Origin of the sequence: Oscillatoria sp. HE19RPO (genome assembly GCF_024220515.1) — a bacterium.
Lineage (GTDB): Bacteria > Cyanobacteriota > Cyanobacteriia > Cyanobacteriales > Laspinemataceae > Laspinema.
The window spans coordinates 1-14,497 of record NZ_JAMXOT010000091.1 but is presented as its reverse complement, the minus strand read 5'-3'; the positions used below and the strand labels follow the sequence as shown (position 1 = coordinate 14,497).

Annotated in this window: 15 protein-coding genes; 7 read left to right on the top strand and 8 right to left on the bottom strand. The window is 47.0% G+C overall.

Annotation, left to right across the window (positions count from 1 at the left end):
- Positions 1-79: 79 nt before the first annotated feature.
- The 4 genes from NG833_RS09025 to NG833_RS09010 all read right to left on the bottom strand — a co-directional run bounded on the left by NG833_RS09025 (position 80) and on the right by NG833_RS09010 (position 4,927).
- Positions 80-751, bottom strand: coding sequence for a hypothetical protein (locus NG833_RS09025; protein ID WP_254564961.1), 672 nt, complete (start codon positions 749-751; stop codon positions 80-82).
- Positions 752-805: 54 nt separating this feature from the next.
- Entirely contained in the window at positions 806-1,129 is a 324-nt protein-coding gene (locus tag NG833_RS09020) for an MgPME-cyclase complex family protein (protein WP_254564960.1), read from the bottom strand.
- Between the two features lie 535 nt (positions 1,130-1,664).
- A complete protein-coding gene (locus NG833_RS09015) occupies positions 1,665-2,384 on the bottom strand; it encodes a pyridoxine 5'-phosphate synthase (RefSeq protein WP_254564959.1) in 720 nt (239 codons plus the stop codon).
- Positions 2,385-2,614: 230 nt separating this feature from the next.
- Positions 2,615-4,927 (bottom strand): caspase family protein, encoded by a 2,313-nt coding sequence (locus tag NG833_RS09010; RefSeq protein WP_254564958.1) that lies wholly within the window; start codon positions 4,925-4,927, stop codon positions 2,615-2,617.
- 292 nt (positions 4,928-5,219) lie between these two features.
- Here NG833_RS09010 and NG833_RS09005 point away from each other — a divergent pair, with 292 nt between their 5' ends.
- Together NG833_RS09005 and NG833_RS09000 are read left to right on the top strand one after the other, a co-directional pair.
- The gene (locus NG833_RS09005; RefSeq protein WP_254564957.1) at positions 5,220-5,381 is read left to right on the top strand and encodes a hypothetical protein; all 162 of its coding nucleotides are present in this window, start codon (positions 5,220-5,222) and stop codon (positions 5,379-5,381) included.
- A 121-nt stretch (positions 5,382-5,502) separates the two neighbouring features.
- Entirely contained in the window at positions 5,503-6,231 is a 729-nt protein-coding gene (locus tag NG833_RS09000) for a hypothetical protein (protein WP_254564956.1), read from the top strand.
- A gap of 108 nt (positions 6,232-6,339) precedes the next feature.
- Here NG833_RS09000 and NG833_RS08995 read toward each other — a convergent pair whose 3' ends face one another.
- The gene (locus NG833_RS08995) at positions 6,340-6,801 is read right to left on the bottom strand and encodes a helix-turn-helix domain-containing protein (RefSeq protein WP_254564955.1); all 462 of its coding nucleotides are present in this window, start codon (positions 6,799-6,801) and stop codon (positions 6,340-6,342) included.
- An 802-nt stretch (positions 6,802-7,603) separates the two neighbouring features.
- On the opposite strand from NG833_RS08995, the gene NG833_RS08990 reads away from it, so the two are divergent.
- Both NG833_RS08990 and NG833_RS08985 read left to right on the top strand, forming a co-directional pair.
- Positions 7,604-8,473, top strand: coding sequence for a NotI family restriction endonuclease (locus NG833_RS08990; RefSeq protein WP_254564954.1), 870 nt, complete (start codon positions 7,604-7,606; stop codon positions 8,471-8,473).
- Between the two features lie 258 nt (positions 8,474-8,731).
- Positions 8,732-9,610, top strand: a complete 879-nt coding sequence (locus tag NG833_RS08985; RefSeq protein WP_254564953.1) for a DNA adenine methylase — start codon at positions 8,732-8,734, stop codon at positions 9,608-9,610.
- 28 nt (positions 9,611-9,638) lie between these two features.
- Here the strand turns inward: NG833_RS08985 and NG833_RS08980 are convergent, their stop codons facing one another.
- Both NG833_RS08980 and NG833_RS08975 read right to left on the bottom strand, forming a co-directional pair.
- Positions 9,639-10,487 (bottom strand): hypothetical protein, encoded by an 849-nt coding sequence (locus NG833_RS08980; RefSeq protein ID WP_254564952.1) that lies wholly within the window; start codon positions 10,485-10,487, stop codon positions 9,639-9,641.
- Between the two features lie 238 nt (positions 10,488-10,725).
- Positions 10,726-10,998, bottom strand: coding sequence for a helix-turn-helix domain-containing protein (locus tag NG833_RS08975; protein WP_254564951.1), 273 nt, complete (start codon positions 10,996-10,998; stop codon positions 10,726-10,728).
- A 339-nt stretch (positions 10,999-11,337) separates the two neighbouring features.
- Between NG833_RS08975 and NG833_RS08970 the strand changes: the two genes are divergently transcribed.
- Positions 11,338-12,354 (top strand): LD-carboxypeptidase, encoded by a 1,017-nt coding sequence (locus NG833_RS08970; RefSeq protein WP_254564950.1) that lies wholly within the window; start codon positions 11,338-11,340, stop codon positions 12,352-12,354.
- Between the two features lie 93 nt (positions 12,355-12,447).
- Here the strand turns inward: NG833_RS08970 and NG833_RS08965 are convergent, their stop codons facing one another.
- On the bottom strand, positions 12,448-12,675 hold the full coding sequence (locus NG833_RS08965) for a hypothetical protein (RefSeq protein ID WP_254564949.1): 228 nt from the start codon (positions 12,673-12,675) through the stop codon (positions 12,448-12,450).
- Positions 12,676-13,075: 400 nt separating this feature from the next.
- On the opposite strand from NG833_RS08965, the gene NG833_RS08960 reads away from it, so the two are divergent.
- Complete coding sequence (locus NG833_RS08960; RefSeq protein ID WP_254564948.1) at positions 13,076-14,101, top strand: DUF1565 domain-containing protein; 1,026 nt, start codon at positions 13,076-13,078, stop codon at positions 14,099-14,101.
- 94 nt (positions 14,102-14,195) lie between these two features.
- Positions 14,196-14,363: a hypothetical protein gene (locus NG833_RS08955; RefSeq protein WP_254564947.1), complete on the top strand. Its 168-nt coding sequence runs from the start codon at positions 14,196-14,198 to the stop codon at positions 14,361-14,363.
- The last annotated feature ends 134 nt before the right edge of the window (positions 14,364-14,497 follow it).

Below are 14,497 nucleotides of genomic sequence, written 5' to 3'. Positions count from 1 at the left end.
CGAACTGATTAGGGACGAAATCTGTTTGAGCCACCTCCGGGCCCCTCCCCATGTCTTGGAGAGGGGCCCGGAGACTGTATTAGTCCAAGCGAACGGCATCGTCTAATAAAATCACGTTTCGGCTATCCACGACGGTGGCAAAAAAACCGCGATCGCTCAGGGTTTGCAAAATCTGATTGGCCCTGTTTTGTTGATCGGTCAATTCGGCTAACAGATAAGGCCGTTGTCCATAGGACACTAATCCGATATCGGTTCTTAAGATTTGCCACAACTCCCCAGCGACTTGGGGATTACTGAAAAAATCCACCAAGACGGCATAACCGTTTCCTAAAGGCTGCGGATTGTAGGCCCCTGCCGAGGGGACGACTGGGAGAGGACTGGGGGTAGCCGCCACACCCGCAGGACCGACTACATAAGCGACAATTCCGGCTTGAGAATTGACATACTGCGCCCATTCTTGGGCCTGATCCGCCCTTCCAAACCCCCCCAGACGGGTGACGGTTTCATTGACGTAGTTACAAACCGTGGTCTCGATCGCCCCGGGAATCAATCGCCGAATCTGGTCCTGATCCACAACTGTGGCCGTGGGGACCAGGACCAGATACTCGTCTGGGAGGGGGGGTTGACAGGCTGGATAGGTCGGTTGAGCATTCGTAGCTGGGGTGAACAGGGTTAATCCACTCAGGACTAAGAATGCTGGACTCAGCCAGGAGTGCGATCGCTTCAAATAGTTTCCTAGGGATAGCCGCATAGTTATGATCCCGGGTCTCTCTCCAAGTATTAATCAGGCAGTTTAACGAATTCTTTAACTCTCTTGGGAGGCTAATGGATCGGGAATGGTCTCAGAGGGGGCCTGAAATTGGCCGGTCAATACATATTCCAGACGCAATTTTAACCAGGTGATAAATTGCGGATTGGTCGAAATCACCGCCACGGAGGGTTGAGGACATTTGGCTTTCACTTCGGCCATTTCTGGCGCTTCCAGAAAGGCGGGTTGGTTCACTTGCCAAAAATCAATCTCTTTTTCGGTTTCGTGGTAATGTCTCGTCCGTTCTTTGAGCACCTCTTCAAACGGTTCTTCCTCTAATAAGAATTTTTGGCTTGCTAGAACGTAATGATAAGTTTGCATGGTGGTGATTGGCTTGTACAAGTCTCGATCGAGTATCGTACAACATTAAAGTAACTCATGCGGAAAAAAAATCAACCCCGAATCCTAAACCTAGAGGATTTTCTTGCTAAAGTTTCTCAAAATTATCCCCGGGGTTCCCTGGAACACCGGATCCGTCTCCCTGGCGATCGCTGAAGGTTTTCCCCCCTTGGCTAGATGAGATGATCCCGCCAAAATCAATCCAGATAACTGCACTTTATCCCTTGATTTTATCGGAAAATCCCCTAGATTTTAACCGAACTTCCGCAATCTTTAACGTTAACCCATCAATGTAGAGGCGATTCGCGAATCGCCTCTACATTGATGGGTGGATTTTCAACAGATGGGTAAGTCCGGTTTAAGCCCTTTATTCGCTGCTGTTTACAAGCAAATTTACCGGGAATATTCCCGGTAAATTGTCAACCCTTGTCCGCAGACAAAATCAGGAAATTTTAATTAAAAATTAGCTCCAAAAAGCCACCCTTGAAGATAAACCCTGTTTTTGCTGTAGGGTTAATCACTGGCCTTGCATCGCTTGTTTCATTTCTCGAACCGCCCGATCTAGTCCGACTAGAACAGCACGAGCGATAATGGTATGACCGATATTCAGTTCTTCCATTCCTAACAGTTTGGCAATCGGATAGACATTCCAATAGGTGAGTCCATGTCCGGCATTAACGCGCAACCCGGAAGAGATGGCCTGATTACAGCCTTCGGCTAAAATAGCTAATTCGCGATCGCGTTCGGCTTCGGTTTTGGCTTCGGCATATTGTCCGGTATGCAGTTCGATAAATTGCGCTTTGACCTCAACCGAGGCTTCAATTTGAGCGCGTTCGGCATCAATAAATAAACTGACGGGAATTCCCGCAGATTGTAAGGTATCCACCACCCCTTCCATGCGATCGCGTTGTCCGGCAACATCCAATCCGCCTTCCGTGGTCAGTTCTTCTCGTCGTTCCGGAACCAAGGTCACATAATCGGGTTTAATATCCAGGGCGATTTTTACCATTTCGTCCGTCGCCGCCATTTCTAAGTTTAAATGGGTCCGGACTGTTTCCCTCAGCAAACGCACGTCCCGGTCTTGAATATGTCTGCGGTCTTCGCGCAAATGCACGGTAATTCCATCGGCACCGGCGAGTTCGACTAGGACGGCTGCCGCAACGGGATCCGGTTCTACGGTCCCCCGTGCTTGTCGAATCGTGGCAATGTGGTCAATATTAACCCCAAGTGTAGCCAAGGTCAATGTCTCCTGATGTTGTGATTAACTGCTGTTGAGTTGATTTTAATCTATGGCGTACTGCACTCTGGGATTTCCATTACAAAAGTTCGGTATTAGAGGGTTTTCAGAATGGCAAAATCCCTCCAGGAATTCAACATTTATTCCTGCCTTGACTGGATTAGCATCGGAGGAGAGGGGAGACTCGCCTTTCTCTTTCTCTCCCTATCTTCCCCTTCCTTGATCCTGAACTAAGGCGATCGCCAGACTTGGATGGTTTGGTCCCAACTAGCAGAAACAAGGGTTGTGCCATCCAGACTAAAGACGAGGGAAAACACATCACTGCGGTGATTGGTGAGGGTGGCGAGTTCCTCTCCAGTAGACAAATCCCAGAGTTTAATGGTGTCATCATCGCTGCCACTGACGAGGGTGGAACCGTCGGGACTAATCGCTACAGAAACAACTAAATCCGTATGACCCATGAGAGTATTTTGTAACTCGCCGGTTGTGAGATTCCAAATTTTTACAGTGCGGTCCCAACTGGCAGAGGCGAGAGTTTTGCCATCGGGGGCGATCGCCAGTCCTCGGACCAAACGAGTATGATCCGTGAGGGTATTTTGCAACTCGCCGGTTTCCAGGTCCCAAATTTTAATGGTGGCATCTCCGGCACCACTAATCAGGGTTTGTCCATCGGGAGTGATGGCGAGCGATCGCACGGGTCCTCGATGATCCGTCAGGGTATGGAGGAGATCCCCTGTTTCTATGGCCCAAATTTTAATCGTATTATCTTGAGATCCACTCACCAAGGTAAGTCCATCGGGACTGATGGCGAGGGCGTAAACCGGCCCGGAATGACCGGCTATGCGTTGTTCTAACTCCACCGTCAGATCCGACCCTTGGCGATCGAGTTGCCAAATCTCGATGGTCCCGTCATCCCTGGCACTGGCAAAGCGTTGAGTATAAGGGTCAAGGGCCACATCTCGAATCACACTCGGGCGATCGGATCTGAGGGTTTCTCGGACTTCCCCGGTTTCTAAATCCCAAATCTTCACGGTATTGTCCCAACTCCCACTAATCAGCAGAGTCCCTTGGGGATCGACTGCCAGTCCTTGAACCGGACCGACATGACCCGTCAGTACCATCGGGTCCTCTGTCGGGACCTGAAACGGGACCGCCTGGGGACGGGGGGGTAGGGGTCTGAGTGTTTTCTTCGGGGGTCGTCGCGGTTGAGTTTCGGGTTCCGGTTTCGGTTCCGCTTCGGAACTGGGGTCAGGAGTCGCTAAGGAAAACGAAGGGATCGGAATGGCTTCCAGCCAGGTCGAGATGGCCGGGGAGGGGTCTGGGGCAGTCAGGTACTTATATATAGAATAACTTCCTAAGACCAGAACTACAGTTATACTCGCCCAGGCAAGCATCAAGGTTGGAAAACTTTTCTCCAGGTCCGAGGGATACAGAGGTTCTTCAATGACCCGGACATCCAGTTCCCCGAGGCCGAGAATATCCCGACGTAAATGGAGCAAATCTTCCTCGATTTCGGGACTCAAAGGCAGGTCCTGAAGCTGCATTACGGATCTAACGACGGTTTTATAGAGTTGTAATTTGGTTTGGTACTGTCGATAGGGTTTTAGGGCGTTTTCTTGAATAATCAGGGCATCTGTGGCAGAGATACCAAGGCTTTCTCGGCGAATTTCTAGACTCCGGAGGCTGAGTAAGGAGAGATTGCCGCCACTGCGTCCGAGAAAATTTTCAACGGCTAGTTGGTAGGTCAGGTGAGGGTTATCTTGGGGGGCTTTAGCCAGGGCGACTGCACCGATTTCCGGGAGTGCGTAGATCGCCGGTTGCAAGGCGGGAGCAATGATTTGCACCTTTTGACTGGCGTAGTGATGCAATTCGTCCAGAGAGATTGTGCCATCGCGATTTAGATCCCCGGCCCCAGTTTCGATGCCTTCGATCAAGTAGGCGGTGTAGGTGGAGAGTCCCAGATGATGTTGTTTGGCGGAATAGTCGAGACAGTTGATGGCGGGATTGGGATGAGCGATCCGATCGCCCCAACGGTTCAGGGATTGAAAGGTGGTGGAGGCGGTGAGAATGGCTTTTCCATAGCCGCCCAATTGCTGTTTAACATCGACTAAACCCGTCCCCCCACTGAAATAGCAGTCTAGGATGATAATTTGTTGCTGGGCGACGCTGGTGTACAAGAGTGCTTGCAAGAAGTCTGCTGCGATCGCGGTATTCGTGAGGTTTTTGAGGGTCGTGTTCTTTGTGGCAAAATACAGCGATCCCGTGGCGTCGGCGATCGCATGACCGGAAAAATACAGCAATACCAAGTCCTCGGGTTGGCGATCGCGCAATAGGACCTCAATGCCGGACCGAATACTTTGCAAGTCCGGATCGATGAGTTGTTGGACATCAGCAGGGGCAAATCCGCCCTGTTCTGGATGCTGCAATACTTGGGCGATCGCAGATACATCCTGTTTCGCTGTAGGCAGGGGCGGTAGACCAGGGTCTTCCTCCTCTCCCGCTTCATGTTGACCAATTCCGATTAGTAGTGCAACCCGTTTCATTGACGTTTCAAGTTCTGAATTTTCAACTTCTTCAGTGTCACCCTGATTTGTCCGTTTTGATCCAATTTGAACCCTTTTTTAATCTCTGGAACTCTTAACAATTCTATCAAGTTCTCTCAGGGTATGGGTTGCCCGATTTTTCCCTTCCCTTCAAACGGCTCCCATCCAGTTTCTAGCGCTTCCCGTCTTGAAGAACAGATCCGGATTCCGAATATCTACTCTGGCAAACCCTAATGGCCTCAGTGCTGTTTTCAAATTGTAGCCCTAAACGAGCGCGAGGGGAGTACCCATTTTGCCCAATCCTTCCCCGGGATTCCCCTCTCTGGAGTCTGGTTTAGGGAAGCCCTTTCCCGTGGGTCCCCTAGCAATGGTAAGCCAAGGGGCGATCGCACCCCGGTTTTTAGCGGCTACCCTGCACTACTCCCGCATCTTCCCAGGGTTTTTGATAAACTGATAGGGTGCATTTTGAAGGAAATTAAACCTCTTTCCCAATCCAAGGAAACTCTAAATTTTTTGGGCTACGGTTGACCAGTTTTTCCAATTTATTTTCCTCTCGTTTATTCAATCAATTCCTTATGAGCAAGCTAGTCGCAGAAATTATCTGTCAACATCACGTTGATGAAAAACTACGTCAAACCATGTATGATTTATATGAAATTTATTATGAAGGCACAAGTTTAGATATTTTTCATGAAGATTTAAACCATAAAAATTACATCATTGCCTTGTGGGATTCCCAAAAAAGATTGCAGGGTTTTTCTACTGTAGCAGTCTGGGAATTTGAATTTGAGACACAAGCCAGACGCGCTGTTTTTTCCGGGGATACTATCGTGCATCGGGACTATTGGGGCGAACAAACACTCCCTTTAGCTTGGTGCCGATTAGCCGGTCAAATTAAAGCTCAGTCCCCGACGGTGCCTTTATATTGGTTTCTGATTGTTAAAGGCTACCGAACTTATCGATATTTACCCCTATTTGCTCATCAGTTTTATCCAAACTATCGCTATCCGACGCCGCCAGAAATGCAACGGCTGATGGACTATTTAGCTGAGAATAAATTTGGTCCAGATTATGACCCTAAAACCGGACTGATTCGCTTTCCCGTTTCCCGAGGACATCTGCGCGGAAGTTGGGCGGATATTAAAGAGGGATATGAAGATAAACCCGATGTTCGCTACTTTTTAGACCGCAATCCAGACTATGGCAAGGGGGATGAGTTAGTCTGTTTGATGGAACTGCGCGCAGATAATATGCGATCGCACGCCCGACGCGGATTTATAGCCGGGATGAATTCAGAAGGGTAACACCTTAACGGGACAGTTAATCCCCTGACTGGCAAGGGATAACCGGACCCTCCTCTTGCCCGTCACCCGGCTCAAAATCGGGTCAAAGAGTGGCTTGAATTCGGGGATTTAGTTTGACGCCTTGACCCGTTTTTTGCGATGGGGCTTGAGTTTAAATTTTAGTTTATAACGAACGGTTTCATGGACCACTTTATAAGAAGCTTCCACCCCACATTCTTCCTTCAACCATCGCTTGACTTCCCCATAACTGTTAAATCGTTCAGGTCCTTGGAGTTTTTGTCTTAATCGTTCAATTGTATTCGGAGGAATGGCTGGTTTTCGGCCTTGGCCTTTTTTAATGGACAGCATTCCTTGTAAGCCCTGGTTTTTGTATTTTTGGAACCACCGATAAATCGTTGCAGTATCTCGTCCTAATAAAATAGAAAGCTCTTTGAGGGTTTTAATTTGGCCGATTTTTAATAAATATAAAGCCTGAACTCTTTCTCGACCTCTCGCTGTGGTTTGTTTAGCCAGAAGGCTTTTAAGTTCTTCAATACTTTCTCGGATATCGAGCTTGAGGACCCCGGCCATATCACTAACCTGAACGCTACGACATCTATTAGTTATAGTTGCAGAAAAAAAGTGAAGTTGTATCAATTTTAACCCGATGAAAAACTCGCCGCCAATTTTAACGGTTAAGTCAGACAGTGACTGGAGTCAACGGGATGAATTGGACTGCATTCGGTGCGATCGCCTCTCCAGCGCCGGTTCACCCTACCCTGATTAGGAGCAAAAATGGGATATTTGGCCCTAATCGGTTGCCCATGAGTAGAACCCTGGGGGTCCTACATTTGCCACCAAGAGCATCAATACCGGATTAAATCAAGAGGACTGTTCCCTGACAACATCTGCTCAGATCCACGCCTCCAGGAGAATTGAGCAAACCTCCTCACCCCGTCAAGACTTACGCACTCTTTAAAATCAAACCCTAAATGTAGAGGCGATTCGCGAATCGCCTCTACATTCCTCTACACTCCTCTACATTTAGGTGGGGTTATCAAAATCTGCGTAAGTCCTGCTCTTTTTTCCGATCCCACGGTTAAAACTGATACCCCCCAGGTTTTGTAGATGCGGGATTTGATAGGCGATCGCCTCCTGACATTCCATTCACTCCGGCGATCGGCTCTGGCAAACCCATCTTTGTTATGATGGTTACAATACGGACCACATTGAGGCGACAGTCCTCTCCAGATTTTTAGGTAAAACATTGACTTTAAAAGCCATTAAAATCAGTAAAATCAAACTTTATCCTGAGCTTATCTAGTTTGCCAAAGACGAGTAAGCCCATCATTTCCCTGGCTAATTTAATCTAAATTCAAGCAAATATCACTCTATGTCAAAACATCCCCTGGCAGAAGTTTTTGGATTTCCCATAGACAACTTATCCCCTGAAGCGGAACGCTATCGGAAACATCGGCTTTGCCCCTACAATAACAAAGTTCCCTCTTGTACGAAGGATAAAGCCAATGATCCGTTAGGGGTTTGTAGTATTTACGCCGGGAAGGACCTGGCAATTACTTGTCCCGTTCGCTTTCGGGAGGATTGGTTGATTGCAGAGGATGCAGCCGCATTCTTTTTTTCGGACAACACAGCTTGGACCTCTCTGGCTGAAACTCGCCTCAACGATAAAAATGGACAATCGGCTGGTAATATTGACTTAGTATTAGTCGCCTACGATAGTCAAGGTCGAGTCATTGATTTTGGTGCATTAGAAGTCCAGTCTGTCTATATTTCCGGCAACATTCGCCGGTCTTTTGAATATTATATGGAGGATCCAACCAATCGATATAACATGGACTGGAGTAGAGAGAAAAACTATCCTCGCCCCGACTATTTATCATCTTCCCGAAAGCGGTTAGTTCCTCAACTCCTTTATAAAGGAGGGATTTTAAAAAATTGGAGGAAAAAACAAGCTGTTGCCCTACATAAAGGGTTCTATAATATTCTTCCCACCCTGCCTGAAGTCTGCGAACAAGAAGCTGAAATTGCGTGGTTAATTTATGACTTAGAGAGGGATTTGGTTAGCCAACGCTATCATTTGAAGCGAGTCCAGACGATTTACACCTTATTTCAACCGGCTCTCGATAAAATTGCAACTCCGGAAGTGGGTCCTATCGAAGACTTTTTAGATTCCTTACAAGAAAAATTAGATAATAAGCTGGAAAATCCTCCGGATGCTCCGACTGTGAATGACCTTCTGTGAGTCCTCTTGTCTCGTTTTTTGGGAGCATCTCAATTTTGCCTAAAAACCAGTCTGACCTCTCCCCAAACCCCTCCCCACCTCTCCCCCGGCCCTCTCCTACGAGGAGAGGGAGAATAAGGAAATTTTTTTATTGCGGGAGGGGCTTTGAGACTCCCCCTTCCGGCTCCCCCTTCCCTAGACAGGGAAGGGGGCACCGGCGGTTAGGTCTCTTGAACAAATTGAGATGCTCCCCGTTTTTTCTATCATTTTAATGTTCTGATGCGTCAACTTTCTCTGTTTGAAACAATCCCAGGCGATCGCATTGTCAATGTGTCATCAGTCCCCCTGCGGAGTCCTTTCCGCTATCCCGGGGGAAAAACATGGTTAGTCCCTCGAATTCGGCAATGGTTAGCCAGTCAACCCTTTAAACCGAGTGAATCAATCGAGCCTTTTGCCGGAGGTGGAATTGTGAGTTTAACCCTAGCTTTTGAAGATTTGACTGAACAGGTGACAATGGTGGAACTGGATGACCAAGTGTCCGCAGTTTGGCAGACGATTATCAACGGGGATGGGGTTGGTTTAGCCGAGGAAATTGTTGACTTTGAATTTTCCTTAGAATCGGTCAACCGGATTCTTAACCAGTCTCCCTTGTCTCGGAAAGACAAAGCATTTCAGACCCTTTTAAAAAATCGAGTCAATCATGGGGGAATTTTAGCAGCAGGTGCGGGTAAAATTAAAGCGGGAGAAAAGGGGAAAGGTCTTCAATCCCGCTGGTATCCAGAAACGTTAAAAAAAAGAATTTTGGATATTGTCAAAGTTCGCGATCGCCTGACTTTTATCCAGGGAGATGGGATGGAAGTTTTATTACAAAATGCCCATCGACCGGATGTGGTCTTTTTTATCGACCCCCCTTACACTGCAGCGGGAAAAAAAGCTGGGAGGCGACTCTATACCCATTCCGAGTTAAACCACGAAGAATTATTTCGGGTGTGCAGTGGTCTAGCTGGAGATTTCCTGATGACTTATGATCATGTTGAGTCCCTGGGCGAACTGGCTCAAAGATTTGGCTTTGCCACCCGGACGGTAGCGATGAAAAATACTCATCATGCTAAAATGAGCGAACTGTTAATTGGTCGAAATTTAGACTGGGTTTTGTAACGCTGAAAATCAACCCGTTTTTACCCGTTTACTGAATTTCGATTTTGATGCGGCTGTCTCCTAACTGCGGTCTACCTTTATGGTTCCACCATTCCTGCCATTGCTGCTCATCGATGATGATTTGCCGATCGCTGGTGACGTTTGCATTGTAAAATTTAACTAACTTGACCAAGGAATCGGCATACTCACGGAACATCTCCTCACAGGCAAACAGTAAATCTCCCTTGGAGGTTAATCCGTTTAAGCGCTTGGCTTCCCAAAGGGAGGTAAGGAAGCGAATAAAGCTGGCATCGGTCATTTCTTCCATTAAATCCACCACCTCGGATTCCAAGTAAAAGGCATAGCGATCGACCACTCGACCCAAGGCTGTGCGTAGGTTAAGGCTTTCATAAACGAGGTAATCTAACCAGTCCATTGGTTCCCCTGCTGGGGTTAAAACGGGAGCCATTGTTAACAAGTCTAAGTTCTGAACTTCCCGAAAATAAGTATCATCAAATAAATCCTCTAGTTTTTGATATGTTTTGTCGGGCTTTTGGGAAGTTGAAGCCTTGAGGATTTCAAAAAATAAATAAATTTGTTTTGTAATCGTCAATTTTAGTCCCCTAAACGCGATTTCTTTAAATTTATTTTTTTCTTTTTCACGATTTTCTCGAACCGTTTTGTTAACCGAAAATAAAACCAGTAATATTCCCGTAACTTCTGCAATTAAGTTAATGGATAGCTCCTCTAACCAAACCCCACAGATTTCCCGATCTATCCAAAATCCATTAATACAAGAGTAGGAAGAAAATATACTCAAAAATAGCATTAAAAATAAAAGAAGGTAAGATTTGTTTAATCCAGAAGTAAAAAACACTTTTTGAATCAGGTTTAACATAAAATCGCCTCTGTCTTTTACAGAATGAGTGAGGATTGTGCAGAGGTTAAGCGCGAGCGATCGCCTTTCAGTTCTGTTCTATAGAATCCGGTGGAATTGGGGTTGCCTCTGTGCTTCACCCCGCCTCATTCCCGAATTGCTTGGCTGAAAAAGTTCCGGATGTTCAAATCCCTGAAGACTTGACTAAAGATGGAACAAGTGACTCATTGAAGCTCAGGCGATTGAGCGATCGCCGCGTTCAAAATTCACCAAGGTTTGTGGAACCTTGCTCTACAGTTGGGCGATCAAGTTGAGTCAGCAACTCTGAGGGATTCACCTCCAGTGCTTTAGCCACTTCCAGAAACTCCACCACATCTAAACGGCGTTCCCCTCGTTCGTACTTCGAGACGAAAGACTGGGGTTTATGCAGTCTTTGAGCCACTTGCACCTGGGTTAACTTACTCGATTGCCGAATCTCGATTAGCAGTCGCCGAAACCGCGTATATTTTTCTGTAAAAACTGACTTATTCACCCAGAGACCTCCTTGTTATTCTACCTTAAATTGCTAAAGGCTAAAATAGGATAATCGGAAACTGGATGATTGACAAGAGTCAACTGCCATTTTCAACCATTCCCTGCTGCTGAGGGTGCTGAAATACCCGAGTTTAGCCGCGATCTCATAGGGGTCCAAGGGGTAAAGTAGGCGGTTTGTCATCGAAATTTTTGAAGTCCCACGACAGGAAAAAACCGCCAATCACAATGCGGAACAAGGGTCCTTTGACCCTTGTTCCGTGAAGGCGATCGCAATCCTTTATAATAAACAAGATCTCTTTGATCTGTTTTCCCTTTATAAAACTGAGCGGATTTTAAAGTGTTCTGGAATCGCCGTCATTTTCTCACACTCTGCGGACTGAGCGCGATCGCCTCTGTGATCCCCGGCACGACAATTGCTACAGCTAACGCTCCCTCTATCCTGAAACCCCCTCGTCTAAAAGTCGGGGATACCGTGGGTTTGATTAACCCTTCTAGTCCGATTGTACAAGAAGATATTGACTATGCTCGCAAACAATTAGCCGCTTTGGGATTAAATGTCAAGTTAGGAACCCATTTACTCGATGAATATGGCTATCTCGCGGGTCAAGATGCCGATCGCGCTGCGGATGTGAATGCTATGTTTGCCGATCGCTCAGTTCAAGCATTGTTAACCATGCGCGGGGGTTGGGGTTGTAATCGCATTTTGCCCTTATTAAACTATGAACTCATCCGCTCAAATCCCAAAATTATTATGGGTTATAGCGATATTACCTCATTATTACTCGCCATTTATGCCCGCAGTGGCATTATTACCTTTCATGGTCCCGTTGCCACCTCAGTTTGGAATCCATTTTCGGTCAATTACGTTCAACGTCTGTTACTGGATGCCGAACCTGTGCGGATGCAAAATCCTCCCGTGACCCGCCCTCAAACTCTCACCGGAGGTAAAGCCCGAGGTCAATTAGTGGGAGGAAATCTATCCGTTTTAAGCGCAATGGTCGGGTCGGCTTATTTGCCTGATTGGGAAAATAAAATTTTATTTGTCGAAGAAATAGGGGAAGATATTTATCGGGTAGACCGAATGTTAACCCAGTTAAAATTAGCCGGAATTCTCGATAAAATTTCCGGATTTATTTTTGCCGAATGTACTCGCTGTGAAGCGGGGGAAGGCGATGAACCTTCGTTGACCTTACCCCAAGTGTTATCCGATTGGATCCGCCCCTTGGGAATTCCCGCCTGGTATGGGTCAGCGATCGGTCATATTAGAGATAAATTTACGGTTCCGGTGGGAGTTGAGGTGGAAATTGATGCGAACCTGGGGATCATTCAACTCTTAGAACCCGCAGTGGAATAAAGGCTTGGGTTCAGGTTTTAGCCTAAAACTTGAGAGGGTAGATGCCATAAGCTCTATTCAAGGGCAAGAATGCTGGATAGCGATCGCCTACCCTCACCCACTACAGAGCAAAGAAGAAATTTCATCAACGATTTGGAGTCGCCCTCGCCGTAAAGCTCGCAGGAGTCTATCAATTGAAAATCTATCTTCTTCATCCAGAGAGTCTTCTAAAATAGCCGCCATCAATCCATAGCGATCGGCTAGGGTAATTTTCCGGGTGGCGCTCACCTGGGCCATCAGTTCTGAAATCGCATGGGGCAGAAGTTTAATAGAGGGATTCATAGCATTTTATTCCTTAAATTCTCTACTTTTATTATGAAGCTTTTTTAAAGAATGGGGGGCGATCGAGATCTAATTCAACTTGCGATCGAAGACACAACAGATCCCGATCGATATCTCTAAACCCATGCGATCGCCGTCAGAAATTGCTGTGATTTACAACACAGTCTGTGGCGATCGCCATCACTATAAAATCTGAGGTGCTTTTTTGATGCTAGGATTGTGCCATTAGGGATTCACCTCCGGCTCCCTCGTCTTGCCCTTCCGATTTTCCAGACGCCCTAACCTTCCCTCAAGTGCCACTGAAAGCAACTTTCATCTCCTAAAATAGTCGAGACTATAACCCCCACTTATGGGGTAAATCAAACCCTTTGATTAATCGTTTAAGGAAAAGTAAAGAAAAATGTTGAATCGACTCAAACCTCTGACCCTCGCCTTGTTCGCATTCTCTCTAGGTGGCTGTATTTTCATTGTCAATCCCAACGAAGGACCCGTGACAGAAAATCCCTCCGTTGACAGACAATCTCCACAGTTTCCCAAACGCACTCCAGCATTTAAGCAAATTCTTTATGTAGACTCCACCCAGGGAACCGATACCCCTTCCGCAGGAGAGATAGAAACCCAACCTTTTCGGACGATCGCCTACGCTTTAACCCAATCCTCTCCGGGAACAGTGATCCAATTAGCGCCAGGAGAATATAGCGCAGAAACTGGAGAAACCTTCCCCTTGAAAATCAAACCAGGGGTGACCCTGCGAGGGAACGAAAGACAGCAGGGGGAAGGGGTAGCGATTATCGGAGGCGGCGATTACCTCAGTCCCACCTGGGGGAAACAAAAAGTTACCCTTCTCCCCGGCGATCGCACAGAAATCGCGGGCATCACTGTCATCAATCCGGATCAATCGGGAACGGGAATTTGGGTAGAATCTACTAATCCGAACATTCGCAATAGTACCCTTACAAAAAGTGGCCGCGAAGGAATATTTGTCACCGGAACCGGAACGCCGACGATTGAGAATAACCGCATCTTTGAAAATAGCGGTAATGGAATTTCACTCACCCATGAAGCAGCAGGAGAAATTCGAGATAACTTAATCGAAAATACCGGATTTGGTTTGGCGATTGGGGGAAATTCTACCCCCTTAGTAGTAAATAATCAGATTCGTGATAATATTGATGGGTTGGTGATTTCTCATTCATCCCGTCCGATTTTGCGAGAGAATGTGATTGCCAACAATAGCCGGGATGGATTAGTGGCGATCGGGGAATCTCAGCCCGATTTAGGAACAGAAACCGTTTCCGGAAAAAACACCTTTAAAAACAATCAGCGCTATGACATTCATAACACCGCCCAATCGCCAACTTTAAGGGTCGTTGGTAACCAGTTAGATGACTCTCGGGTGATTGGGGCCGAAATTCAACTCCGATAAATCTGACATTTTGCTCCCCCTCCTCAATTGTGTTGAAAAACGGTTGCAAGAACCGTTCTATCCGCTTTCCAACCCTTACCGAAGGACAAGTGCGATGACTCAACCTGATTTTGCGCTCTATGAACCGATTGGCACCCTGAAAGCTGTGGATGAGAATATCTGGATTGCCGATGGACCCATTGTTAAGATGGCGATGTATGGCACGTCTATTCCTTTCCCCACTCGCATGACTCTGGTGCGTCTGCGGAATGGGGAGTTTTGACACTCCCCGGTCTAAAGACACGGGGATTCTTTAGAAGGCAGTCGTAAGACTGCTAAACCCTACTCAGCCGTAGCCTTTCGGCAATCAAGGCGGTGCCAATTGCCGCTATTCTCTCTGCCCGAAGGCATTGAGCC

Excerpts from the sequence above, each read along its gene's own strand:
- NG833_RS09025 (WP_254564961.1), bottom strand. The coding sequence starts at position 751 with ATGCGGCTATCCCTAGGAAACTATTTGAAGCGATCGCACTCCTGGCTG.
- NG833_RS09020 (WP_254564960.1), bottom strand. The coding sequence starts at position 1,129 with ATGCAAACTTATCATTACGTTCTAGCAAGCCAAAAATTCTTATTAGAG.
- NG833_RS09010 (WP_254564958.1), bottom strand. The coding sequence starts at position 4,927 with ATGAAACGGGTTGCACTACTAATCGGAATTGGTCAACATGAAGCGGGA.
- NG833_RS09000 (WP_254564956.1), top strand. The coding sequence starts at position 5,503 with ATGAGCAAGCTAGTCGCAGAAATTATCTGTCAACATCACGTTGATGAA.
- NG833_RS08995 (WP_254564955.1), bottom strand. The coding sequence starts at position 6,801 with ATGGCCGGGGTCCTCAAGCTCGATATCCGAGAAAGTATTGAAGAACTT.
- NG833_RS08990 (WP_254564954.1), top strand. The coding sequence starts at position 7,604 with ATGTCAAAACATCCCCTGGCAGAAGTTTTTGGATTTCCCATAGACAAC.
- NG833_RS08985 (WP_254564953.1), top strand. The coding sequence starts at position 8,732 with ATGCGTCAACTTTCTCTGTTTGAAACAATCCCAGGCGATCGCATTGTC.
- NG833_RS08980 (WP_254564952.1), bottom strand. The coding sequence starts at position 10,487 with ATGTTAAACCTGATTCAAAAAGTGTTTTTTACTTCTGGATTAAACAAA.
- NG833_RS08965 (WP_254564949.1), bottom strand. The coding sequence starts at position 12,675 with ATGAATCCCTCTATTAAACTTCTGCCCCATGCGATTTCAGAACTGATG.
- NG833_RS08960 (WP_254564948.1), top strand. The coding sequence starts at position 13,076 with ATGTTGAATCGACTCAAACCTCTGACCCTCGCCTTGTTCGCATTCTCT.
- NG833_RS08955 (WP_254564947.1), top strand. The coding sequence starts at position 14,196 with ATGACTCAACCTGATTTTGCGCTCTATGAACCGATTGGCACCCTGAAA.